Below are 22,841 nucleotides of genomic sequence, written 5' to 3' on the forward strand. Positions count from 1 at the left end.
CTTCGCGAGCTTCGACCCTTGTCGACCGGACGTCGATCCCATCTTTCTTGTCATTCATCGAAGATCACTCCGCTGGTGTCGAGTCCGTGGTCGCCGCTGCGCCGTGCGGGTCGATACGGCCCTGAGCACGCGCGAATCGCATCGACCACCACCAGCCCGGACGGCCGGAATGTGCATCGGGGTGGTTCGATCCAGCGCCGGAACTGCGCGCCGTTGTCGATGGGTGACGGCAACGCGACAGTGCCGCCGGTCCGCACCACCGACACATTCAGGCGGAACAACTCGGCGAACAGGCGCACATCGTCGGGGATGTCCGGCCGCACGAGCAGCGTCCACCGGTTCGAGCGCGGATGCGACAGTATCGGTCCGATATCCCAACCATGGTGTTGCATATAGGTTTTCACGGCTTGGCCGAGGTGGGCGGGGAGGATGATTGCCCACACGTGCTCGGCCTTCATGATGATCCGCCCGAGGTGCGGTGGATCGACGGTCGCGGGCAGATCGCAGACCCGCCGGTAGAAGTGACAACGAGACATGGGTGTGTCGCCAAAAGCTATGTGATCCACTGGTGGTCCTCCATCAGGGCGACCGCGACGAAGGGGTGGGTAGCACCAGGTGGAGAGGATTCGGTGGTGGCCCATTCGCGCACAGCGTCGGCGAAGCGTTCCACCAACTCGGCGGGATGGGCGACCGCGACAGGGGGCGGGGGACCGATTCGCGGAGTTCGTTTCGGCAGTTCTGGGTTCAACATCGATGCCCCTCTGTACGACGGTGATGTAGGTGCGCCCGGTCCCCGGCAAACTCCTGATGAGAATGGAGATTCGTCTCCGGTCGCACATCCAGAACACCACTGCATCAGACGGGGTACATCGAGAATCGGGTGTCCCGAAAGAAGTTCCCCGAAAGCCCAGTAAGGGCACCGCGAATGGTGCGATCATTTTCGCGACGCGGGCAATTCCGTGTGCCCGCAACGGGTAAGGGGAGGTAGGCACGTATGCCAGACACAGGATCCACGCTGCCTCGGCGGCAACTCGGGCGATATCTGACCGACTGGCGGTCACGCGCGGGGCTGACCCAGCAAAAGTCGGCAAACCTGTTGGAGATCGGCGCGAGCAGCCTGCAACGACTGGAGAAGGGGCAGAATTCGCGAATCAAGTCGCGCGATATCCAAGCGGCCTGCGACCTCTACGGCGTTCCCGAAGATCTTGCCGTGGTGATGGTGGGACTGGCCAAGCAAGCCAACGTCAAGAGCTGGTGGCACCAGTACGGCGATCTGTTGCCGAGGGACTTCGACATGTATGTCGGATTGGAAGCTGCGGCAACGAAACTCACTTCGTATCAGCCGGATCTGGTGCCTGGATTGCTTCAGACCGCTGAGTATGTCCGAGCACTCGTACGCTTGGAGCGGCCGGAATCCACTGAGGCAGAACGTGATCAGCGAGTCCAAATCAAGATGCGGCGGCAAAACATTGTGACCCGCAGGACGCAGCCCGTGGTTCTCGATGTAGTGATCGGTGAGGCAGCGCTGCGACGAGTCGCCGGGGATCGCGCCATCATGGCCGCACAGCTCCGTCACCTGGCGGACGTGTCGACTCGTGACAACGTCTCCATCCGCGTACTTCCGTTCGCAGCCGGGTTTCCCGAGGGGGTGTCGATGCCGCCGTTCGTGATCCTGGACTTCGGCGAGTCAGCATCGGGAGACCCGGTTGAGCCGCCCGTGATCTTCCTCGAAGGAGCGGTTGGCGATCTGTACCTGGAAAAACCAGATGACGTGAAGGTTTACGATCAGTCCTATCAGAGCATCCGGCAAGCAGCTCTCGATGAAGTCGCCAGTAGGAACCTGCTCAGGCGGGTAGCAAAGGAGTACGCACCGTGAACGTTGACTTGTCTGGAGCCCGGTGGTTCAAGAGCAGTCGTAGCCAGGCGTCAAAGGAATGCGTTGAAGTCGCTCATCTCGACGGCGGCTTTGTCGGTGTCCGCGACTCGAAGAATCCGACCGGTCCGGCGCTGGTGTTCACCCCTTCCGAGTGGGATGCATTCACGGCGGGCGTGAATGATGGCGAGTTTGCTCGTGAACGTTGACCTGTCGGGGCCACGATGGTTCAAGAGCAGCCGAAGCACCGGGTCTAAGGATTGCGTAGAAGTCGCACACCTGGGTGGGGGCATGGTCGGCATGCGCGACTCCAAGAATCCGACGGGCGCGGCGCTCGTATTCACTCCCGCTGAGTGGGACGCGTTCACCGCTGGTGTGAACGATGGCGAGTTCGACCGGCCGTAGCGCCGTAAACTGCGTTTCGGGGCGTGCTTGAGCCGCAGCGCCCCAACCAGGAAGCCCCTCAGTCGCCCCGTGCGCTGAGGGGCTTTCGCGTGGCCGACACTATTCAGCTGTTGGGCGTGCGACTGGTGAAATCGAAGGGGCCGCCGTCTATGCCCCAGGAGATGATCCGTTCGGGATGGATCCGAATGATCGAGCGTTCCTGGGGAGGGAACGGCGGCTCCTGGTCTTCGAGCGCCTCGGCCGTGCCGCGCACCTCGATGCCGCGAATAACATACGGCTCCAACGAGACCTGCTGGTCGACGACGAACGACACCCGACTACCCGCCTCGACGTTGCGGTACTTACGGCTGGTGTGCATACGCATACCGCCGATGTCGATGGTGCCGTCGGCATTCACCCGATAGCTGGTCGGGTTGTTCTGCACGACGCCGTCGGGCGATACCGTGGCCAGGCGACCGATCCCCGCCTCCGCGAGGAACTTCTGCTCATTCGTAGTGAAAGTCACCGATGAAGCGTAGCGGGATCCCTCGGCGGCGACCACGCCATCGTCTGCTTCGGTCAGGATGATGTGGACCGGTGGAAGGTCCAGGCGTCGGCGACGATGTCGCGGACCGGATTTCGATCGGGCACCCCGTGGTGTCAAGGGGTGCCCGGCACGTCGAATACCTTGTGCCGCAACCAACTGCGGCACAAGGCCCGCGGGCTACTGCCCGGTGGTCTGCCGCTTCGGCAGCTGCCAGCCCGGTCGCGGGAAGTGGCAGGTGTAGCCATCCGGGTAGCGCAGCAGGTAGTCCTGATGGTCGGCCTCGGCCTCCCAGAACTCGCTCGCCGGGGTCACCTCGGTGACCACCTTGCCCGGCCACAGGCCCGAGTCCTCGACATCGACGATGGTCTCGAGCGCGACGCGCTTCTGCTCCTCGTCGAGGTAGAAGATCGCCGAGCGGTAGCTGGTACCGATGTCGTTGCCCTGGCGGTCCTTCGTCGTCGGATCGTGGATCTGGAAGAAGAACTCCAGCAGCGCACGGTAGTCGGTCTGCGCCGGGTCGTAGACGATCTCGACGGCCTCGGCATGGCCCGGGTGGTTGCGGTAGGTGGGGTGATCGTTGCGTCCGCCGGTGTAGCCGACTCGCGTCGAAATCACTCCGGGCTGCCTACGAATCAAGTCCTGCATGCCCCAGAAGCATCCGCCGGCCAGAATCGCCTTTCGCGTGTCAGTCACGCGTCCTCCTTCTCGAACAGGGTCTTGTACTGACCGTAGCCTTCCGCCGCGAGGTCATCGAGATGGATGAACCGCAGCGCCGCGGAGTTGATGCAGTACCGCAGGCCGCCCGCCGCGCGCGGGCCATCGGTGAACACATGCCCGAGATGGCTGTCACCGTGTGCCGAACGCACCTCGGTGCGGATCATCAGATGGCTGAAATCCCGCTTTTCGACGACATTCTCGCCATCGATCGGCTTGGTGAAACTCGGCCATCCCGAACCGCTGTCGAATTTGTCGACCGAGGCGAACAACGGCTCACCGGACACCACATCCACGTAGATGCCCGGCTCGTGATTGTCCCAGTACGCGCCGGTGAACGCCCGCTCGGTCCCGTTCTCCTGGGTGACGTGATACTGCTCGGGTGATAGCGCGTCCACTGCGGCAGGGTTCCGGTTGTATTCCTTCACCACATGACCTCCTCATATCGGCTCCACATACAACCCGCGGTCCGATCCGGAAAGTCCCCGCCGAGCACCGTGTCACACTTCCGTCATTTTTGCCCGGCCAGGACCTCGCGCAGAGTGCGTGCGAAGGCTTCGGGCTGGCTCGGGTACCCATATATTCGCCGCCGAGCAAGCCGCCGCGATGGGCTCGGCTCGTCCTCGCTCGGCCTGCCGAACAGGGCGGGACCGGCCGCGGTTAGGTGCGGAAGGCGTCGCGCAGCCACGGTATGCGGCGGTGGTGGGGGCGGACCCGGTCGGCCCAGCGCGGGTTCGATTCGTCGCGGCGGTAGGCGGCGAGCTGGCCCGCCATCGTGAAGCGCAGGTGGGTGGCCTTGCCGATCACCTCGCCATCGGTGGCCAGTGCCTCCGGTCGGGGCAGTTCTACGGACAGTTCGGGTAAGCGACGTTCGCCGTACACCTTGCTGTGGCCGATCGCGGCCAGCAGCAGCGCCACCACTGCGCGGGTGCGGGACCAGGGCAGATCGGCGCGCAGCCAGCGGACGTCGAGCAGCCCGGCATCGAGCCGGTCACGGAAGGCGGGCACGGCGCCGTGCGGGTGGTAGGGGCCGTTGCCGACGAACAGGAACCACACCCGCTGCCAGCGACCGTCGAGCTGGATCCTGATCGGTTCGGCTCGGTGCAGGGTGACCACGAGCGCGGCCGCGAAGGCGGGCCATTTGCCCCAGCGCGGCTGCCACTTCTCACGCAGTCGCACCAGGTCCGGGTAGGCGCCGATACTGGCGGTATTGAGCAAATACCTGGTGTGTGAACCGGTTTCGTCACCGTATTCGACGCTCGCGATATCGACCGCGACCGCCTCGCCGCTACCGGTGGCATCGATCACCTCACGCAGGTCGTAGACGCCGAGATCACGCGCGAAGTGATTGAGGGTGCCGGTGGGGATGACGGCCAGCGGCAACTTGTGCCGCAGCGCCACCGCGGCCGCAGCGGCGACAGTGCCGTCGCCTCCGGCGATACCGATCGCCCGCACCGGCCCGGCGTGCTCGGCCAGTGCCCGCTCGAGTTGTTCGACGGCATCCAGGTCGGATTCGGTGCGCAGCACGGTGGCGGCGGGCAGGGCCGCGATGACATCGGCGGTGGGATCGTAGTTCGCATCGCCGGAAACCGGATTGACCAGCACCAGCAACCCTTTGCCTGCCACCAGAGCGGGTGCCTCGCGGACCGGCCTGGCCTGTGCCTCGTCCGATTCACGCACCGGCCACCAGCGTCGGGTGGCCAATGCGATACCGGAACCTACCGCGGCCCCGACGACTACATCGGAGCTCCAGTGCACGCCCGTGTGCACCCGCGAGTAGGCGACGGTGGCGGCCAGTGGGGAGATAACCAGTGCGGTGCGCGGACTTTCGAGTGCGACCGCGGTGACGAATGCCGCCGCGCACGCGCTGTGTCCAGAGGGGAAGGAGGAGGATCTCGGGGCCGGTGTGAGCCGCCGGTAGGCGGGCAATAATTCGGCGGCCGGTCGGCGCCGCCCAACTACCGTCTTGAGTCCGGCGTTGACGGCCAGGCTCGCGCCCGCGACCGAGACGACGCCGCGCAGCGCAGCCCGCCGCGATGTTCCCGCGCGGGTGGCGAGCAGCGCCGCCACCACCAGCCACAGCGCGCTGAAATCGGCACTCTTGGTGAGTCGCAGCATGCCGGTGTCGACGATCGAGGCTGGTAACTCGGCCACCGCGCTGCCGACCACCCGATCGAATCGTCCGACTCTGTGGAACTTTCGTCGCACCCAGCTACTCACCCGCTCGACACTACCGATCGTGGCGGACAGCCTGTGCCGCTATGAACGTGGTGATCTCGCCCGGCAGCAATCAGCCGCCACAGAAACACGAATTCGTCATAGGGTTCACCTATGACGAGTAACCCGTTCTTCGAGTCCAGTGCGCTGCCGTATGAGCTTCCGCCGTTCGCGGAGATCGGTACGCAGCACTATGTGCCCGCGTTCGAGCGCGGGATGGCCGAGCAGTTGGCCGAGATTGCCGCTGTAACCTCGGACGGACAGGAGCCGAGTTTCGCGAATACCATTGCGGCATTGGAGCGTTCGGGTGCGGTGCTGACGCGGGTCTCGAATGTGTTCTTCAATATCACGCTCTCCGATTCCACCGAGACCACCGATGCGATCGAGGCCGAGGTATCGCCGAAGTTGGCGGCGCATCGGGACACGATCTATTTGGATCCGGAACTCTTCGCGCGGGTCGAGGCACTCTATGGGCGTCGCGATGACTTGGGATTGGATCCCGAGCAAGCGCGGCTGCTGGAGCAATATCACATTCGGTTCGTGCGGGCGGGGGCACGGCTGGATGCGGCCGGGCAGGCACGATTGCGTGAGTTGAATTCGGAACTCGCCTCTGCGGCAACAGAGTTCGGGCACAACATTCTGGCGGCGACCAATGGTGCGACGGTCATCGTCGAGTCGGTCGGCGAATTGGCGGGGCTGGGGGAGACAGCCGTTGCGGCGGCTGCGGCGAATGCTCGGGAGTTGGGGCGCGACGGCGCGTGGGCCCTGCGGCTGCAGAACGTTTCGAATCAGCCCGTACTGGCGGAACTGGCCGATCGGGACCTGCGGCAACGGGTGATGGCGGCATCACTGGGCCGCGGATTGGGTGACAATGGTGCGCTCGCCGTGCGGATCGCCGCATTGCGGGCCGAACGGGCCGCGCTGCTCGGCTATGCGGATCACGCGTCGTACGCGGTCGAGGATCAGACCGCGAAAACCGCTGCGGCGGTGGAGGAAATGCTCGCCCGATTGGTCGCACCGGCGGTGGCCGATGCCGATCGTGAGGCGGCGGAGTTGGCCCGAGCCATGGGTGGGCCGCAGTTGCGTTCGTGGGATTGGCAGTTCTGGTCGGAAAGGGTTCGCGCCGAACGGTTTTCGGTGGACGCTGAGGCTCTGCGTCCCTATTTCGAGCTGGAGCGGGTATTGCGCGACGGGGTGTTCTTCGCTGCCGAGCGGGTGTACGGGATCACCTTCCGGGAGCGCGGGGATCTGGTCGGGTACCACCCGGAAGTGCGGATCTTCGAGGTCTTCGACGCGGACGGCAGTGCGCTGGGACTGTTCCTCGGTGACTTCTTCGCGCGGCCATCGAAGCGTGGCGGGGCGTGGATGAACGAATTGGTCAGCCAGTCGAGGCTTTTGGGGAAGCGGCCGGTGGTGGTCAACAACCTCAATATCGTCAAGCCGCCGGAGGGTGAACCCGCACTGCTCACCTGGGATAATGTGCGTACGCTCTTCCACGAATTCGGGCACGCACTGCACGGACTGTTCTCGGATGTGACGTACCCGTTCTTCTCCGGCACCGAAGTACCACGGGATTTTGTCGAATTCCCGTCCCAGGTGAACGAGATGTGGATGTCGCGACCGGAGGTACTCGCCAACTACGCCAGGCATATCGAGACCGGCGAGCCGATGCCCACCGAACTGGTCGAGCGGATGGCGGCGGCCGAGCGGTTCGGAACCGGCTTCAAGACCGTCGAATACCTCGGCGCGACACTGCTGGACTGGGCATGGCATCGCGTGCCCGCACCCGAGGCGCTGGCCGACACCGATGCCGAGGTGTTCGAGGAGGAGGCGCTGCGCAAGGCCGGCCTGGCCATCGACGCGATTCCGCCGCGCTACCGGACCGGCTACTTCGCTCACATCTTCTCCGGCGGCTACGCGGCGGGGTACTACTCCTATATCTGGAGCGAGGTGCTGGACGCGGACACCGTCGTGTGGTTCGACGAGGGTGACGCGTCGATCCGGGAGAAGGGCGAGATCTTCCGCCGTGAACTGCTCTCGCGCGGTGGCTCGGTCGACCCGCTCGCGGCGTTCGAATCCTTCCGCGGCCGCGCACCCGAAATCGAACCATTGCTGGTCCGGCGCGGTCTGCTGAACTGATCCGAAGCGCTGGAACCGGCTGTGGCCCAGCCGGTTCCAGCGCGGGCTGGTTATCCGAACAACCCGCCGAGCACACCGCTGCTCTGTCCGGCCTCCTGGCCGCCACCGGTGCCGCCGATGAAACCGCCCGGCGGCAGTTCCGACGGCTGCACGATGACGAAACCGCGTCCGGAGAACGACAGCGTCAAGCCCTCGCCGGTGCTGCGGCCGATGAGGCGGCCGAGACCGAATGAGTCGTTGCGCTTGATACCGGTGGACAGGCTCGACGACCAGGCCACCGCGGCCTGCGGATCGGCGTAGGTGGGCTGGTCGACATTGAGGACCACGGGCGAGCCGTGGGTGGTGATGGCGATGCGACCGCGACCGGTGAACACGCAGTTGAACAAGCCCGCATTGCTGGCGAAACCGGCTGCGCCCTGCACCCTTTGGATGTTGTAGGAAAGAGAGGTATCGAAGGCCAGCACATTCGAACCGTTGATGGTGAGCCCATCGGTGCCGTCGAGATCGACGGTGTGCACGTCGGCGGCGGAATCGGCGAGGAACAGGTCACCGCGACCGGATACCTGCATCAGCGGCACACCCTCGCCGGTGAGCCGCTGCTGTATAGCACGGCCGATGCCACCCGAGCCGAGTGCCTTGAAGTGCAGATCGCCCTGGTAGGCGACCATCGAGCCGGCGCGCGCCATGGTCTCGCCATTGACGGCGACCTTGATCATCTTGCTGCCCTGCTTCTGGATGCCGATGCCGTTGACCTCGGCGTGGCTCGGATTGAACAGCTCGCTCTGCATCGGCAGCGCTCCTTGCTGGGGTGACATCGGTGGGGGCGGCGGCGCGGAGCCGACCGCGGGATAGGCGGGCGGAATCGGAGCCTGCGGCTGGTACTGCGGCTGGGCCGGGTATTGCGGCGGGGCCGCAGTGGGCGGCGGCGGTGCTTCGGGCTCGTCGTCGATATTCACACCGAACGCCGTCGCGATTCCGGCCAGCCCGTTGTCGTAGCCCTGCCCGACCGCGCGCACCTTCCACGCACCGCCGCGCCGGTAGATCTCCACGCACACCACGGCCGTCTCGGTGCTGAGCCCGGTCATCGGGAAGGTCAGTGTTCCGCTATCGGATCCGATCGTGGCGGTCAGCGAACTCGCGCCCGCGAAGGTCGGCGGCCCGTTGCTGTCGAGACTGGCGGTGACCACGACCTTGTTCACGTCGGCGGGCAGTGCGGAGGTCTGCACATCGACCATATCGCCCGCACCGCGGCCGTGCCGATAGGTGACACCTGGCCCGACCGGCTGATTGAAGAAGACGAAGTCGGCGTCGGACCGGACCCGCCCGTCGGCCCCGAGCAACAGCGCCGACACATCGACCGGCGCCGCGCAGGTGACGGTCACGGTCATCCGGTCGCCGGGTGCGGGGCGATTTTCCCCGCGTGCGAGCGCGGTCACGGCGGACCGCCCCGGTCGATATGTCCGAGTGGCATGCGATTCACGGCATCAAGTGTGTCGTGAGTGCGGCCCGAATGCCACCGCCCGCGAGAGGTCCGGCCACGGCGGTCTGCGTAGTATCGCGAGCGCGGCAATGACCGCGGCCAGCAGCCCGATCAACTCACCCATCAGCGCGATCCGGGTCGCATCGACCGCGGGCGTCCAACTGAGCTCGCCTTCGTGGACCACGAACGCACCCACCGGACGAGCGCCGTGCAGCAGGCCGCCCGTCCTGGTGACGGTGATCACCGTGGCGCCGTCGGATGTCTCGTACGGTTGTCCGTACGTGAGCGAATCATCCACTGTCCGTACTGGATTCAGTTGATTGCGAAGCATTCATTCCTCCCCTCGTCGCGGAACCGGCGGCAGCGCGGCCCCCTTGGAGTATCGGCGGCACCACCACATGTGGCAAGGGTGCCCTGGGCGGTGTGCGGTACCGAATTGCGGGATTTGCTGGTGCGAGTCGAGAAGGTTGTCGGCGAGGCTTTTGCGGTGGCCTGCCGCCGACGTCACCTGCCATGCGGACCAATAGGAATCAACCGGGCACGACCGCCCACGAGTGATGTCGCGCTGCTGGCGACCCGCTCGGCCACTAGTACCGGTTGTCGGATGATCCGACCAGGCCGTTTCGCCCTGGGTGGCCGTATGTATATTAGCGGGCGCAACTAGTTACAGGGGATCGGCGTGATCACTTGTGGCGCAGTGTGCCAACTGCTCAACCGGCTCGACTCAGGTTTCGAGAGCACTTCCACCACGGCTAGCCGATCAGAACTAGGGCTCACATTATGACGAATTCGACCACCCAGGCCCCGGCAACGACGCCGGACCTGGATCCCGGTGAGGGTACGTCACTGTCGCACCGGCAGATCCTGACCATCCTGTCCGGATTGCTGCTCGGCATGTTCCTCGCCGCACTGGATCAGAACATCGTGAGCGTCGCGATCGTGCGGATCGCCAACAGCCTGGACGGATTCGATGAACAGGCCTGGGCGACCACGGCATATCTGATCACCGCGACGATCACCACGCCGCTGTACGGCAAACTCGCCGACATCTACGGTCGAAAGCCGTTCTACCTCACCGCGATCGGACTGTTCGTCATCGGTTCGGTCGCCTGCACCTTCGCCACCTCGATGTACGAACTCGCCGGATTCCGCGCCTTCCAGGGCCTGGGTGCGGGCGGGTTGATGTCGCTGGCGTTCACCATCATCGGCGATATCGTGCCGGCCCGGGAGCGAGTGCGCTACCAGGGCTATTTCATGATGGTCTTCGGTTCGGCGACCGTGCTCGGCCCAGTGCTCGGCGGATTCTTCTCGAACTACGACCAACTCTGGGGGCTCGAGGGGTGGCGCTGGGTGTTCCTGGTCAACGCGCCGATCGGCGTGCTCGCGCTCGGCGTGGTCGCCAAGGTACTCGATGCGCCGCATCAGCGTCAGGACCATCGTATCGATTGGTTCGGTGCGGTGGCGTTGACGATCTGTGTGGTGCCGCTGCTGATCGTCGCCGAGCAGGGCCGCGATTGGGGCTGGAGTTCGCAGCACGCGCTCATCTGCTACGGCATCGGTGCGGGCGGGCTGCTGCTGTTCCTGCTCGTCGAATTCCGGATGCAGGATGCGGCGCTGATTCCGCTGCGGCTGTTCAAGAATTCGACCTTCAGCGTGACCATCGCGGGTGGGTTCATCGTCGGTATCGCGATGTTCGGTGCGATCGTCATGGTGCCGCAGTACTTCCAAGTGGTGCGCGGATATTCGCCGACCAAATCGGGTCTGCTGATGCTGCCGCTGGTGCTGGGGATCATGTTCGGTTCGCAACTGGCCGGATTGACCACCAAATTGACCGGGCGCTACAAGATCCTGCCGGTGATCGGGACATTCATCATCGCGGGCGGCGCGGCACTCTATGGGCAGGTGCATTACGACAGCCCGCTGTGGCAGCCGCTGGTCTACGGCGGCGTCATCGGCTTCGGGCTCGGTTGCTGCATGCAAACCCTGATCATCGCGGCGCAGAATGCCGGTCCGCGCTCGGATATGGGTGTGTCGACCGCGTCGGCGACCTTTTTCCGGCAGATGGGCGGCACGCTCGGTGTCGCGGTATTCCTGACCATTCTGTTCAACCTGTTGCCGCATCGGATCATCGATGCTTTCGGTGGTGCGCTGCCCCCCGGCTTCGATACCGCGCAGTTGAGCACGATGCAGAGCAATACCAGCGGGATCGCGGCACTGCCGGATGAGCTGAAGGTGCCCATTCTGATCGGGTTCACCGACGCTATGCACGGTGTCTTCTATGCTGCCGCGGGGGTGGCGTTGCTGGCCTGCCTGGTGCTGATGTTCATGAAAGAGATTCCGCTGCAAGATAATCCGATTCCCGCGCCGGATCCGGTGGCCGCGGAAGTCGATTCCAGCTGGGCGCAGGCGCAGGTCTGGGAGGGTGCCGCCGAGGTACTCTCCGAGCCCGAACCGGTCCTGGCGGCCGCGGTCGGCCGAATCTCCGTCGATCATGGCGGCAATGGTGTTTATGTGGCCGCCGTTGTGCCACAGTCGCATTCGGGTCTCGACTATGAAGGCGCATCGATCGGCGGGCGCATCGGACGCGAGGACGGCAGACCGGTGCCCGGCGCGGTGCTGACCCTGATCGATCAACGGGGACACCAGGTTTCGCGGGCGAGCGGCGATGCCGACGGCGGCTACCGCATCGAGGCGCCCGCCGCGGGCAACTACGTCCTGATCGCATCGGCGACCGGACACCGGCCGGAGGCGGTCAGCGTGGCCATCGGAGGGCGGCCACAGCTACTCGACCTGACCCTCACCGGCTCCGGCGAATTGTCCGGTGTGGTTCGTTCGGCCGGGCGCGGCACCCCCCTACCGGGCGCCACCGTCACGCTGACCGATATCCACGGTGAGGTCGTCGGCGCGGCCATCACCGCAGGGGATGGCGCGTACGTCTGCCACGGCATCGTCTCGGGCACCTACACCCTGGTGGCCGTCGCCGACCATATGCGTCCCAGTGCGACCACGCTCACCATCTCCGACAGCGGTCTGCTGCGACACGACATCGAGATGGCCTCGATGGCTGTGCTGGCCGGATCCGCGTGGGCCGACGGCGACCGAGCCGTCCCGGATATCCAGATCACCGTCCTGGACGCGTCCGGCGACATCACCGCCACTGCCCGCACCGACGCCGACGGCCGCTACCTGGTAACCGACCTCCCCGAGGGCCATTACACGGTCGTAGCCCGGGGCTACCCACCGGTCACCACCCGAGTGACGGTCGCCGGCGGCGAGGTCACCCACGACGTCCGCCTCGGCTACGAACCCACCGAAGCCCCAGAACCGCGCTGACCACGGCTCACGGTCGCGCCGGCACCCCGAAGACGCTCGCCATCGGATCAAGACGATCGATGTGACGCGATGTGCCAGCGCGGCTCGTCCCGCCGCGGCACGGCTCGTCGCGTGACCCTTGCTCTGTCATTGCCGGGCGAGGCCCAGGCGTTACCGCACCCGGTCAGTCCACGTGCGGCAGCACCTCCGACGCAATGCGCTCCATTTGGGCGGCAACGTCGAACAGGGGGTTGATCAGGATCATTTCGGCCCCGGCGGCGGCCACCTCGCGCAGGCCCTCGATGCAGTCCTTCGGTGTGCCACGCACAGCGACGGGCAGCAGGGTTTTGCCGAATTCGCCGTAGAAGTCGATCAGGGCGGCGGCCATGCGTTGTTCGGCCCGCACCCGATCGTCGTCGACCGCGATGTAGACGCGCTTGGCAATGCGGAAATCCGATGGGTCGCCCGAGTTTTCGGCCAGGGTCTCGCGGACGTAGCGGACCTGCTCGGCGAATGCGGCCGTCGTAGCGGAACCGGCGCCGAAGAATCCGTTGCCGAGCCGGACCGCCCGACGCAATGCCGCGGGTGTGCCGCCGCCGAACCACAGTGGCGGATAAGGCTTCTGGAATGGCTTCGGTTCCATGGTGGCACCGCTCAGCCGCCAGAACTCGCCTTCGAAATCGATTTGCGGCTGCGTCCACAGCGCCTTCATGACGCGCAGGCCCTCATTGAAGCGGGTCACCAGATTGTCGGCGGGGTCGACATCGAAGGCGGAGAACATCCGGTTGCGTCCACCGATGCCGACACCGACCTCGAGCCGACCGCGGGTGAGCTGATCCAGCGTGCTGATGCGTTTGGCGAGGTGCACCGGATTGTGCAGCGGCGTCACGAATACCGCGCATCCGAAGCGCAGCCGCTCATTGCATGCGGCCGCGAAGGTCAACAACTCGATCGGACTCAGATTGGGCGCAGATCCGAGCAGTTGCTCGGTCGTCCAGGCGCTCTCGAAGCCGAGCGCCACCGCTCGATCCAGGTAGGCCCGCAGATTTTCCGGTTGGAACGATCCGTCGGGCATGAGCTGCGGAACCGAAATGGCGTATCGCATTATCCGAGCTTAGTTCGCTTCGACGCGGCCGTTCGGGTTGGTCTCGAGCCCGACCCGAACAGCCCGATAGCTCGACTGTAACCGCCCACCGCGCCGGATCGATGTCCGCGGGATAGATTATCCGAAAGCCGTTATCCCAGAGAGGAAATCACCCCCGTGGGGCCGTTCTGCAGAGCCGTCTTCCTGGACGCCGACCACAAGCTGATCGGGTATCTCGAACCCAAAGTCCGATTCCTGAGGCGCGCCGGGATCGGCGACGACTTCGTCCAAGGGGTAGAACGCCTACTGACGGTGCCGACCCGCGTGGTGTGGGCCGGACCGCAGGTCGGCGAGCAGACCAGCCTCTACGACAAGGCCGCCTCCGTCGCCCCGCTGGTCGCGCCCCAGCACGGTTTCATCGGCCGCTACATCCTCAATCACGACAAACGCACCTACGTGGACAAAGCGACGGTCCGAAACGGCGACGACAGGCACCGCATCCATCCGCTGCCGATGCTCACCGCGGAAGATGCCGATTGCGCCGGTGGCGATACCGCCCTGGTCGGTACCTGGGCCGGAGATCGCATCTCGATGAGCGCCATCGTACCCACCGGCTTCGAGCTACTGAAGTACGACATCGTCCCGAACTAGCCCATGGATCGACGTCGGTCGACCATGCCCGATGTCGTGGAACCCATTCGCGGCGAGGTGATTTCGCCAGGTTCGAGTCACCTCGCGCCGAGGTGTGCCGAATTCACGCCAGGACAACAACCGAACCTTCGACCGGGAACAGTTGTCGGAATACACCCGCGAATCACGTCGTGGCGGTGGATATTTCGCCGTCGAGATGAGGCCGCCCAAGCGATCCGAACACGCTTCGTCCGTAGCGAGTCTTTGAATTTCGAATTATCCCACGCGCATAGAATTGCAGATGATGTCGTATTTGTCCGGTTATGGCAGAAATGCCCATCTGGTGTCACGAGTTCGCAATGGCCTTGTGAATGTTATTGCGGCGGAGGAGCATCTGAATAAGAGCCGCCATCGGCTCGAGCTGTAACCGTCGCACAACGAAGGAGCATAAGCAATGTACGCAAAATTTGCCGCGGCTTTCGCTGCGATTGCCATTGCTTTGTCTGTCGTCACGCTCGCGCCGACCGCGTCGGCCGCGCCAGAAACGCCCGCGCCGACCCCAGCTGGTGGTTCGGTGGCCCTCTGCTTCACCGTTCCGTTGGGCAGCTTCGCTTTCAGCATCTGCATCTGAGCCCGCCGAAATCAGAAAGCGTCTCGCCCAAGTCCGGTGCGCGGGAACCGAATGCGATGGGCGATGTGTGAACCGGCTTCGCCCGCCTGGTCGTCAGGGCGCGCCTGAGTGCGTGCGCCGGACCAGTGCGGGCGAGATTTATCGGTGCTGCGGAAGGGGATATTCGGTGGTTATCGGAAGAATAAGGACACAACAGGATATCCGACTGTTTGTGCTGACGAATTAGACGAGATGCCCACCGATAATCCCCCGATGGTGTCGAGGGCTCCCGATCCACCGTCGGAGGTCACGTCTCAGTTTACGAGAAGGATCCGAAACGACCGCAGATTCGAATGATGAAAGGGGAGGTTGATCTCCTCGATTTCGCTCTGATGCATCTCAGTGGTGCAATGTTCGATCAGGAAAGGTTCGGCAGATGTCTACCAAGATCGCAAGTTCCCTCGCCGCATGTGCTATCGCCCTATCTCTCGGTGTTGCGGCGGCTCCGAGCGCCTCCGCCAGCGAGCCCCCGGCTCCGCCCGCGCCCGCCACGCCGGTGCAGGGATCGATTGCCATATGCTTCCCCATTTGGCTGGGTTCGGTTACCTGGGTCCTGTGCCTCTGAAATACCGAGATAGTCGAACAGAGGGCGACGCGCCGCCGACTCCGGCCGTAATCAATCGAAACGTACTTCCCACCGTTTGATTCCATTGAGCCAGCCTTGGGACACGATGCGCCGATTCTTGGTGTGGATGGGGGATCCATGGGCGTGGCCAGGGCCACCTCCCGCAGCTAGAACATGTTCTATAACGATTGAAGCGCAGTGCGCCGCTCCGAAATAGTGCAATGCCCGGTCGTTGCGGCGGTCAGTGTTCGAGCTTGCGTAAGAGCCTGTGCGACATATGCTGGCGCGTCCATGCGCGATCGCGCCCATCATCGGCGATTTCCGTTACGCTGCTTGCCAATTCGGTATCGGAATACCTGGTGGCCGGACTCGGCTCGCGGTGATCGTGACTATGCGGCGAGGCTGAGGTGCGAGAGTTCATCCTGACAGGTCGTTCCGGCACGCGTCATCAGGCGGGCAATGGCCTCGGCGACCTCCATCGGCCGCTCGAGAATCACCGAATGGCCGGCGCCGTCGACGAGGACGAAATCCGCGTATGCGATGGCGGCGGCCATCGCGACGGAATGCGACGGCGGTGTCATCAGGTCGGCGGTACCGCACAGCACCAGTGTCGGGATCTTCGACAGCGCCGCGAGGGCATCGGTCTGGTCGTAGACCATGAAGGCGCTGAGGAAGCTCGCCATGGTCACGATCGGGGTCTCGTTGTGCATCGCGTTGGCGAGGGCGAACACCCGCGGACTCACCTTGCGATCGCCGAATTCGGCGGTACGGATGATCGGGGCGAAAGCCTTGCAAGCCATGAGCTTCGCATGCTGCATGAGGCTCGGCGCGCGCCGGACGACCGCTTGGAATGCCGAAACGGCGGGGTTGCGCAGCAGGCGGCCGAACCCCGCATCGGCGAGTCCGTTCGCGGCGGTCGCGATGAGGGCGACGCCGGCAATGCGCGTGCCGATCTCGTGCGGATACTGGCTGACGTAGTTCAGCACCGTCATACCGCCCATGGAGTGGCCGACGAGGACCACGGGGCCGGTGGGGGCGACCGCGTCGAGAACGTCGCGCAGGTCCTTGCCGAGCTGTTCGAGATGGTAGGTCCGCCAGGGTGCCGTGGCGGACTCGCCGTGGCCACGGTGGTCGTAGCAGACGATCCGGGCGTGCGGGTACCGGCGCATCAGTGCGGCGCGGACATAGGTCCAGGACGCGGTGCGCAGGCAGTGCCCGTGCAGTAGGACGACCGTCAGGTCGGCATTTCGCGGGCCGTACTCGCGAACCGCGAGTGCCACGCCGTCCTCGGTCGAGACCGTGGCACGACGTTCCGCCGAGGTGGCGATGATGCTGGTGATCGACATCGGGGCTCCGGTTCGGTTGCGGTGACTTGCTCAACTGTCCACCGCATCGCCCGCGGATATCAGGCCTCCGAGTGCTGGGGTCGTGCCCCCAAGGTGGACCGGATCACCACCAAGGTGTCACTGGTCGGCGCGCCGGCGAGCGGTCACCCGTCCGATCCCGGCTGCCGGAGGTGCGTGGTAGAGCCATTCCCTGGCGATTCGGTGCCCAGTTGGCCCCGGCATGCCTGCGTATGCCAGGAACGGCAAGGTCGTATGCTACTTCCGGACCGCTGAGAAATGCGAGTCGCGGTACGCGACGTTCGGCTTCGACGACATCGCGACCCTCGACGATGGCACCATGTGGCCGACCGCCTTCGCGCTGACGAAGTCGACCGGCGACGATCAGGAACGGCTCGCCGCGCTCATCGGGAAGCCGGTCGGCTGAGGCGAGAGTCAGCGCCGCGCAAACTATGATGGTTTTTCGATTCGGGCCGCACCACACAGGGAGAGCGACTCGGCATGAGCGACATCCGAATTCGGGTTTCCTCGGTTACCTTCCGGGGAACAGGGTAGGAGGTGTGCGAAGTGGGTGCGACAGCACGGTTCGGAAACCAGCGGGGTTGGCTGCGCAAAACCGGAGTTGTCCTGGCAACAGGTGTTCTGCTGTCGTCGATCGGAGCGGCGGTGGCCACCGCCGTACCGAAATTGCGCACGCCCGCAGGCGGCTACCAGGAACTGTCCGTGCCGTCGAGTATGGGGTCGATCAAGGTCCAGGTGCAATGGGCGGCCCGCGGCGGGAGCGCGGCCCTCTACGTGCTCGACGGTCTCCGCGCGCCCGCCGATCACAGTCAGTGGATCAGCGATACCGATGCGCTGCGCCAATTCACAGGTGACAATGTCAATTTGGTATTCCCGGTCGGCGGTCGCTCCAGCTTCTACACCGACTGGTATCGACCCAGTAGTACCAATGGTCAACCGACGACGTACAAATGGGAAACCTTCCTCACCCAGGAGTTGCCCGGATACCTGGCACAGTATGGTGTTTCGCGAACCAACGACGCGGTAGTCGGTGCCTCCATGGGCGGCAACGCGGCTCTGATCCTGGCCGCCTACCATCGCGATCAATTCAAGTTCGCCGGATCGTTTTCCGGCTTCCTGCAGCCGACATTTCCGCTCTGGAATGAAGCGATGCGCGCTGCCATGTGGGACGAAGGCAACTTCAATGTGGACGATATGTGGGGTCCGATCGGCGATCCGGCCTGGAGCCGCAACGACGCCACCCAGCAGGCGGAACTGCTGCGCGGACTGCCGACCTACGTCTCGACGGGCAATGGTCTGCCCGGTCCGCTCGACCTGCCGTACGGATTCGGCAACACTGTCAACGCGATGGCTCTCGAAGCGATTACGATGACCGCCGCACAAATATTCCGTGACCGAGTCACGGAACTCGGCATTCCCGCGCGCATCGACTTCGTCGACGGAACGCATACGTGGCCCTACTGGCAGCAAGCGCTCGCGACGGCACGTCCGATGATCCTCGACGCGCTAGGCGCGCACTGAACTCAGGATCGGAAGATCGCCGACGTGACGGCGACATCGGCGTAGCTGAAGTACCATCCATTCCAGGTATCGGCGGCGATCACCTGGATCGCATGACCACTTGCCGGTCCGTCGATGATCAACCACAAGCCATTGCCATACCCGGTGGCCGCGCTGATGCTGCCATCCGACCATGCGAACTGGGCAGAACTCGGCGCACCGGGCGCGTTCCACGGAATGGTCACACTGAACTGTCCGGAGTCGATACCAGGAAGCAACGAGCTGACACACTCCCGCAGCGTCGCAGAGCGCTGGATGCTCTGCCCCGCGCTACCGGTTCCGGGCACCAACCGTCCGGTCATCACACTGCCCTGCCGACAGCCGCCACTGCCCTCGCTCGGCGGATAGGCCTGCACCTGCGGCGCGCCCAGCACCGGCAGGGCGCAGAGGGTCGCCACCAGCACGCTTCGACGAACAGACACCGCGCCACCTCCCTACAACGGGACAGTAACTCACCAACGGGACAGTAATTCACGACGCCGCCATCGAGGAAACCGCCGTGGGCTATCCACTGTGCGCAGACTTCATCCGAATTGCGCAGCACGGTCTAGCATGGCCGGAGCGAGGCAGCACACTGACGGAATGACACAACCACAGGGCGCCCATCTCGTCGGCAGCATCAATTGGCCGGACGCGGAGACAACGTTCCGGAACGCGGCGAAGACTCTGGGAAGCAGGCTGCGCCGCATCCCCGACGGCGAAGTCGGCGAGCGCATGCAATGGATTTCGTTTCAGGCCGGTATTCTCGCCGCCACGCCCGGCCTGGAGCGGGCCGGGGAGCCTGCGATCTTCGTGGGCGAGCATGACATCAGTCCCGTCCGCATCGTCGAGGGAACGGACCCGGCGTCCATCCGACTGCCCGCGCTCGGATACTCGGCAGCGGCGCTGCAATCATGGGCGATCTTTCGCCGTCTTCGCGACGAGGGGGTCATTCCCGCCGGCACGCGCTTCCAGGTGTCACTACCGACCCCGGCGGCAGTCGTCGCGGCGTACGTGATTCCCGCGGATCGGCCGCGCTTCGAGCCGGTCTACCGAGCGGCGCTCTACCGGGAACTCGACGACATCCTGCGCGCGATTCCGCACACCGATCTCGCCATTCAATGGGATACCGCGGTGGAGTTCGGATTCATCGAGACGAGTGCGTACTCGTCGATCAGCGCGGAGAACTTCCCGTGGTTCTCCGATGTGTGGGGCGGGGTCATCGACCGGGCAGTGGAACAGGCGGCGTTGGTGCCCGCTGCCGTCGATGTCGGTTTTCACCTCTGCTACGGCGATGTCGACGAGAAGCACTTCGTCGAGCCGGTCGACGCCGGCAACCTCGCCCGCTTCGTCGAACAGCTGTTGGCTACCGCGACCCGCCCGATATCGTGGGTGCACCTGCCGGTACCCATCGACCGTGATGACGACGAGTACTTCGCCCCGCTGAGCCGTCTGGAGATACCCGCGGAGACCGAGATCTACTTGGGCCTGGTCCACCGGCAGGACGGCCGCGAAGGGATCGCGCGACGGTCGGCGGCCGCGGCCCGCCACCTCCGCCGATTCGGTATCGCCACGGAGTGCGGGTGCGGCAGGGCGCCCGAGGACCAGACCCTGCGCCTGCTCGAATTACACACCGCGGCCGACGCGTGGTGAATCTGCACGACGGGCGCGGCGGCCGAGATCGGCCGCCGCGCCCGTCGTGCAGCAAGCCCGGACACCGGGCGGCAACTCAGCCGTTCACCAGGAGCGGCCGTGCAGCTTCTGCAGCGGATCGTCGGCGTACTCGTTGTCCTTCGCGAGCACGGCAACCTCCTCGGCCCACCCCTCGGGCTGCTCGGTGACGTAGCCGCACTTATCGCAGGTGCGGTTCTCCACGGAATCGTAGAAGGCCCGCTGCACCAGCGGCAGCTGCTTGATGATGTCCTCGAGCAAGAAGTACTGCTCGAACAGCTTGTGATCGCAGTTCTCGCAGAAGTACAGGAAGCCGTCGCGCTCGGTGGGGAGCCGGTGCTTCTCGATCACGATGCCCATGGTGTTCGCCGTACGGCGCGGCTGATGAGGCACCCGGGGCGGCATCAGGAAGATCTCGCCTTCCTTGATCTCCTGCGAGGTGATCTTGCCATCGATGTAGAGCCCGACTTCGATGTCGCCCTTCAGCTGGATGAAGAGCTCTTCGCTCTCGTTGTAGTGGAAGTCCTTGCGATTGTTCGGGCCGCCGACAGCCATCACGATGAAGGTGTCGTTGCCTTTGTAGATGGTCTGGTTGGTGATCGGCGGCAACATATTCGGCCGATTCAATTCCAACCAGGCGTCCAGGGAGAACGACTCCAGCGGTGCCATGACCTCACGGGGTTCTACTGTCATTTTCCTTCACCTTCTGCATTCGACGGCGCGACGGCGGTCGCACGTACTTCGATGAAATTTCTGCCGGGAAGGTCCGCGACACCGATGGTTGTCCGGACCGGTTGCACGTCGGGGAAAGTTTCGGCGAAGACTTCGTTCATCGCCTCGAAATCGTTCATGTCCTTGAGGTATACGTTGACCTCGACGAGATCCGCGAGCGAGGCATCCACGGCCGCGAGTACCGACGCGAGATTGCGGAAACAACCGCGAGCCTGCGCGTAGATGTCATAGCTCAGCACGTTTCCGGCGTTGTCGAGCTCGAGGCCGGCCTCGATGTTCGTCACGGGATCCTTGCTGCCCTGCCCGGCGCAGAAGATCAGGCCGTTGGCCTCCAGGACGTGGACGTATCGCCCCGACGCACGTGGCGCGTTCGGCACCACGGCGAAACGTCGACCGCTCGGCTCCGGCTGCACTCCATCGAGCCGGGTTGCTGTCATTTCGGCACCTCCGCATTTGATCAACAGCTTGGCAAGAATTATCGAGACCGCCCATCGGTGCGTGACAGATGATTCTCACCACGCGAGACAACTGGTTCGGTGAATCGCACCCGCAGTTAGAGTGAATTACGCCGCTACGCGCCGCAGCAGGCACCTTCGAAACCCGTCCGCTACCGATTGCGCAGCACGGTGCCCTGCGCGCCGACGGGCAGCGGGAATTCATCGGCTCGAATACATCTCCGAAAGTAGTGAAATGAACACAACCCGCGCTGGATCGAATTCGACGATGGATGCGGACGCGCTCGCGCGGACGCTCGACGAGGCGATCGCCGCGGTCGCGGCGACGAGCCAGCTCAGCCTGACCCACGACCTCACACTCGACGACGCATACCTGGTGCAGGCCAGGGGTTCCGCGCTCCGAGCCCGTCGAGGCGACCCGGCCGTCGGCGTGAAGCTGGGCTTCACGAGCAAGGCGAAAGCAGAACAGATGGGCGTGTCGGACCTCATCATCGGTGTGCTGCACGAGAGTATGCGGCTGACCGGCGACGACCGGCCGGACGTCGTCACACGGTGGCTGCATCCACGGATCGAACCGGAGATCGCGTTCCGCCTCGGCGCCGACATCGACACCGGCGACCCGAACGCCCGGATCCTCGACGCGGTGAGCGAGGTGGCCCCCGCCCTGGAAATCATCGACAGCCGCTACGAGAACTTCAAGTTCTCGCTGACCGACGTGGTCGCCGACAACACCTCGGCCGCCGGGTTCGTCATCGGGGAGTGGCTGCCGCTCGCGGATGCCGTCGCCGGGCACGATCTCGCCGATCTCGACGTGGAACTGCGGGTCGGGGATGAACTCGCGGCGTCGGGCAGCACCGCAGACATTCTCGGTAACCCGCTCGCCGCCCTCGACGAGGCGTTGCGGCTGGCCCGGGCCCACGGTCTCCCGCTCGGCAGCGGATCGATCATCCTGGCCGGTGCCGCCACCGCCGCGGTGTCCCTCCCCGCGGGCGCGCGAGTGGTCGCGACTGTGGCCGGCCTCGGTTCGGTTGAGTTGACGACGGCCTGAGACCTTACATGGACACCCTTCCCGCCGCGCTGGAACGCCGGCTGCCGCCTGTCGAACACGAACCGATGGTGATCGTGGACGCGTCGCACAACGTGGCGGGGGCCGAGGTTTCGATCGCCGCTGTCGCCGCAGCCCGGCCGCTGTTCCCCAAGAGCCGGATCACACCGGCGCGGACGGGTGAACGCGCACCAGCACAGAGACATTCAGCTCTCGCGCCGTGAGAACGCCCTGGGCGCAGCATCCTTCGTCGGCGCATCATCGACAGGTCGGGCTCGACGCGAGAGCATCCCGGATGTCGCAGCTGCCACGACATCCGTAGAGGCCGGCGTAAGCCACCGCCGAATCGGGACTCCCGATCGCACCGAGTAACGACCCGATGACGGCGAGCCGTCGACGGACTCGCATTCCCGGGTGGCG

Annotated in this window: 25 protein-coding genes; 12 read left to right on the forward strand and 13 right to left on the reverse strand. The window is 64.8% G+C overall.

The genetic code is table 11. From position 1 onward, the window contains the following. Positions 1-50: 50 nt before the first annotated feature. A complete protein-coding gene (locus tag ACW2Q0_RS04745; RefSeq protein WP_457186528.1) occupies positions 51-536 on the reverse strand; it encodes a DNA-directed RNA polymerase subunit beta in 486 nt (161 codons plus the stop codon). A gap of 17 nt (positions 537-553) precedes the next feature. After that, positions 554-751, reverse strand: coding sequence for a hypothetical protein (locus ACW2Q0_RS04750; RefSeq protein WP_457186530.1), 198 nt, complete (start codon positions 749-751; stop codon positions 554-556). Positions 752-994: 243 nt separating this feature from the next. Here ACW2Q0_RS04750 and ACW2Q0_RS04755 point away from each other — a divergent pair, with 243 nt between their 5' ends. From ACW2Q0_RS04755 to ACW2Q0_RS04765, 3 genes are read left to right on the forward strand one after another with little or no spacing between them, the layout of a single operon-like run. Continuing rightward, entirely contained in the window at positions 995-1,876 is an 882-nt protein-coding gene (locus ACW2Q0_RS04755) for a helix-turn-helix domain-containing protein (protein WP_457186532.1), read from the forward strand. Then, a complete protein-coding gene (locus ACW2Q0_RS04760) occupies positions 1,873-2,082 on the forward strand; it encodes a DUF397 domain-containing protein (protein WP_457186534.1) in 210 nt (69 codons plus the stop codon). The genes ACW2Q0_RS04755 and ACW2Q0_RS04760 overlap by 4 nt, the downstream gene beginning before the upstream one ends. Beyond that, the gene (locus ACW2Q0_RS04765) at positions 2,057-2,278 is read left to right on the forward strand and encodes a DUF397 domain-containing protein (RefSeq protein WP_457186536.1); all 222 of its coding nucleotides are present in this window, start codon (positions 2,057-2,059) and stop codon (positions 2,276-2,278) included. Before ACW2Q0_RS04760 ends, ACW2Q0_RS04765 begins: the two co-directional genes overlap by 26 nt. Before the next feature lie 103 nt (positions 2,279-2,381). Here ACW2Q0_RS04765 and ACW2Q0_RS04770 read toward each other — a convergent pair whose 3' ends face one another. The 4 genes from ACW2Q0_RS04770 to ACW2Q0_RS04785 form a co-directional block, all read right to left on the reverse strand. Next, positions 2,382-2,783, reverse strand: a complete 402-nt coding sequence (locus ACW2Q0_RS04770; protein WP_457186538.1) for a PPOX class F420-dependent oxidoreductase — start codon at positions 2,781-2,783, stop codon at positions 2,382-2,384. Between the two features lie 198 nt (positions 2,784-2,981). Next, on the reverse strand, positions 2,982-3,449 hold the full coding sequence (gene msrA, locus ACW2Q0_RS04775) for a peptide-methionine (S)-S-oxide reductase MsrA (protein WP_457186936.1): 468 nt from the start codon (positions 3,447-3,449) through the stop codon (positions 2,982-2,984). A 44-nt stretch (positions 3,450-3,493) separates the two neighbouring features. Beyond that, on the reverse strand, positions 3,494-3,949 hold the full coding sequence (gene msrB / locus ACW2Q0_RS04780) for a peptide-methionine (R)-S-oxide reductase MsrB (protein WP_457186540.1): 456 nt from the start codon (positions 3,947-3,949) through the stop codon (positions 3,494-3,496). 229 nt (positions 3,950-4,178) lie between these two features. Then, positions 4,179-5,687, reverse strand: coding sequence for a phosphatase PAP2 family protein (locus tag ACW2Q0_RS04785; protein ID WP_457186542.1), 1,509 nt, complete (start codon positions 5,685-5,687; stop codon positions 4,179-4,181). 162 nt (positions 5,688-5,849) lie between these two features. Between ACW2Q0_RS04785 and ACW2Q0_RS04790 the strand changes: the two genes are divergently transcribed. After that, on the forward strand, positions 5,850-7,874 hold the full coding sequence (locus ACW2Q0_RS04790) for a M3 family metallopeptidase (RefSeq protein WP_457186544.1): 2,025 nt from the start codon (positions 5,850-5,852) through the stop codon (positions 7,872-7,874). A 50-nt stretch (positions 7,875-7,924) separates the two neighbouring features. Here the strand turns inward: ACW2Q0_RS04790 and ACW2Q0_RS04795 are convergent, their stop codons facing one another. Both ACW2Q0_RS04795 and ACW2Q0_RS04800 read right to left on the reverse strand, forming a co-directional pair. Beyond that, the gene (locus ACW2Q0_RS04795; protein WP_457186546.1) at positions 7,925-9,310 is read right to left on the reverse strand and encodes an AIM24 family protein; all 1,386 of its coding nucleotides are present in this window, start codon (positions 9,308-9,310) and stop codon (positions 7,925-7,927) included. A 48-nt stretch (positions 9,311-9,358) separates the two neighbouring features. After that, positions 9,359-9,685 (reverse strand): hypothetical protein, encoded by a 327-nt coding sequence (locus ACW2Q0_RS04800; RefSeq protein WP_457186548.1) that lies wholly within the window; start codon positions 9,683-9,685, stop codon positions 9,359-9,361. Positions 9,686-10,134: 449 nt separating this feature from the next. On the opposite strand from ACW2Q0_RS04800, the gene ACW2Q0_RS04805 reads away from it, so the two are divergent. Then, entirely contained in the window at positions 10,135-12,687 is a 2,553-nt protein-coding gene (locus tag ACW2Q0_RS04805) for a DHA2 family efflux MFS transporter permease subunit (protein ID WP_457186550.1), read from the forward strand. Between the two features lie 163 nt (positions 12,688-12,850). On the opposite strand, the gene ACW2Q0_RS04810 is transcribed toward ACW2Q0_RS04805, so the two are convergent. Then, positions 12,851-13,771: an LLM class flavin-dependent oxidoreductase gene (locus tag ACW2Q0_RS04810; protein ID WP_457186552.1), complete on the reverse strand. Its 921-nt coding sequence runs from the start codon at positions 13,769-13,771 to the stop codon at positions 12,851-12,853. A gap of 156 nt (positions 13,772-13,927) precedes the next feature. On the opposite strand from ACW2Q0_RS04810, the gene ACW2Q0_RS04815 reads away from it, so the two are divergent. Both ACW2Q0_RS04815 and ACW2Q0_RS04820 read left to right on the forward strand, forming a co-directional pair. Next, positions 13,928-14,401 carry a hypothetical protein gene (locus tag ACW2Q0_RS04815; RefSeq protein ID WP_457186554.1) on the forward strand — a complete coding sequence of 158 codons (474 nt, stop codon included), beginning with the start codon at positions 13,928-13,930 and terminating at the stop codon, positions 14,399-14,401. Positions 14,402-14,834: 433 nt separating this feature from the next. Further along, on the forward strand, positions 14,835-15,011 hold the full coding sequence (locus tag ACW2Q0_RS04820) for a hypothetical protein (RefSeq protein WP_457186556.1): 177 nt from the start codon (positions 14,835-14,837) through the stop codon (positions 15,009-15,011). Positions 15,012-16,004: 993 nt separating this feature from the next. On the opposite strand, the gene ACW2Q0_RS04825 is transcribed toward ACW2Q0_RS04820, so the two are convergent. Beyond that, a complete protein-coding gene (locus tag ACW2Q0_RS04825; protein WP_457186558.1) occupies positions 16,005-16,961 on the reverse strand; it encodes an alpha/beta fold hydrolase in 957 nt (318 codons plus the stop codon). Between the two features lie 220 nt (positions 16,962-17,181). Between ACW2Q0_RS04825 and ACW2Q0_RS04830 the strand changes: the two genes are divergently transcribed. After that, entirely contained in the window at positions 17,182-17,385 is a 204-nt protein-coding gene (locus ACW2Q0_RS04830) for a hypothetical protein (protein ID WP_457186560.1), read from the forward strand. A gap of 140 nt (positions 17,386-17,525) precedes the next feature. Beyond that, the gene (locus ACW2Q0_RS04835; RefSeq protein ID WP_457186562.1) at positions 17,526-18,500 is read left to right on the forward strand and encodes an alpha/beta hydrolase; all 975 of its coding nucleotides are present in this window, start codon (positions 17,526-17,528) and stop codon (positions 18,498-18,500) included. A gap of 2 nt (positions 18,501-18,502) precedes the next feature. On the opposite strand, the gene ACW2Q0_RS04840 is transcribed toward ACW2Q0_RS04835, so the two are convergent. Further along, the gene (locus tag ACW2Q0_RS04840; protein ID WP_457186564.1) at positions 18,503-18,961 is read right to left on the reverse strand and encodes a hypothetical protein; all 459 of its coding nucleotides are present in this window, start codon (positions 18,959-18,961) and stop codon (positions 18,503-18,505) included. Positions 18,962-19,121: 160 nt separating this feature from the next. Between ACW2Q0_RS04840 and ACW2Q0_RS04845 the strand changes: the two genes are divergently transcribed. Further along, positions 19,122-20,171: a hypothetical protein gene (locus ACW2Q0_RS04845; protein ID WP_457186566.1), complete on the forward strand. Its 1,050-nt coding sequence runs from the start codon at positions 19,122-19,124 to the stop codon at positions 20,169-20,171. Between the two features lie 84 nt (positions 20,172-20,255). Here the strand turns inward: ACW2Q0_RS04845 and nbaC are convergent, their stop codons facing one another. Together nbaC and ACW2Q0_RS04855 are read right to left on the reverse strand one after the other, a co-directional pair. After that, positions 20,256-20,882 (reverse strand): 3-hydroxyanthranilate 3,4-dioxygenase, encoded by a 627-nt coding sequence (gene nbaC / locus ACW2Q0_RS04850; protein ID WP_457186568.1) that lies wholly within the window; start codon positions 20,880-20,882, stop codon positions 20,256-20,258. Further along, positions 20,879-21,358 (reverse strand): RidA family protein, encoded by a 480-nt coding sequence (locus ACW2Q0_RS04855; RefSeq protein WP_457186570.1) that lies wholly within the window; start codon positions 21,356-21,358, stop codon positions 20,879-20,881. The genes nbaC and ACW2Q0_RS04855 overlap by 4 nt, the downstream gene beginning before the upstream one ends. A 253-nt stretch (positions 21,359-21,611) precedes the next feature. Between ACW2Q0_RS04855 and ACW2Q0_RS04860 the strand changes: the two genes are divergently transcribed. Then, entirely contained in the window at positions 21,612-22,424 is an 813-nt protein-coding gene (locus tag ACW2Q0_RS04860) for a 2-keto-4-pentenoate hydratase (protein WP_457186572.1), read from the forward strand. Positions 22,425-22,432: 8 nt separating this feature from the next. Next, positions 22,433-22,645, forward strand: coding sequence for a hypothetical protein (locus ACW2Q0_RS04865; RefSeq protein ID WP_457186574.1), 213 nt, complete (start codon positions 22,433-22,435; stop codon positions 22,643-22,645). The last annotated feature ends 196 nt before the right edge of the window (positions 22,646-22,841 follow it).

This window comes from Nocardia citri (assembly GCF_054065835.1).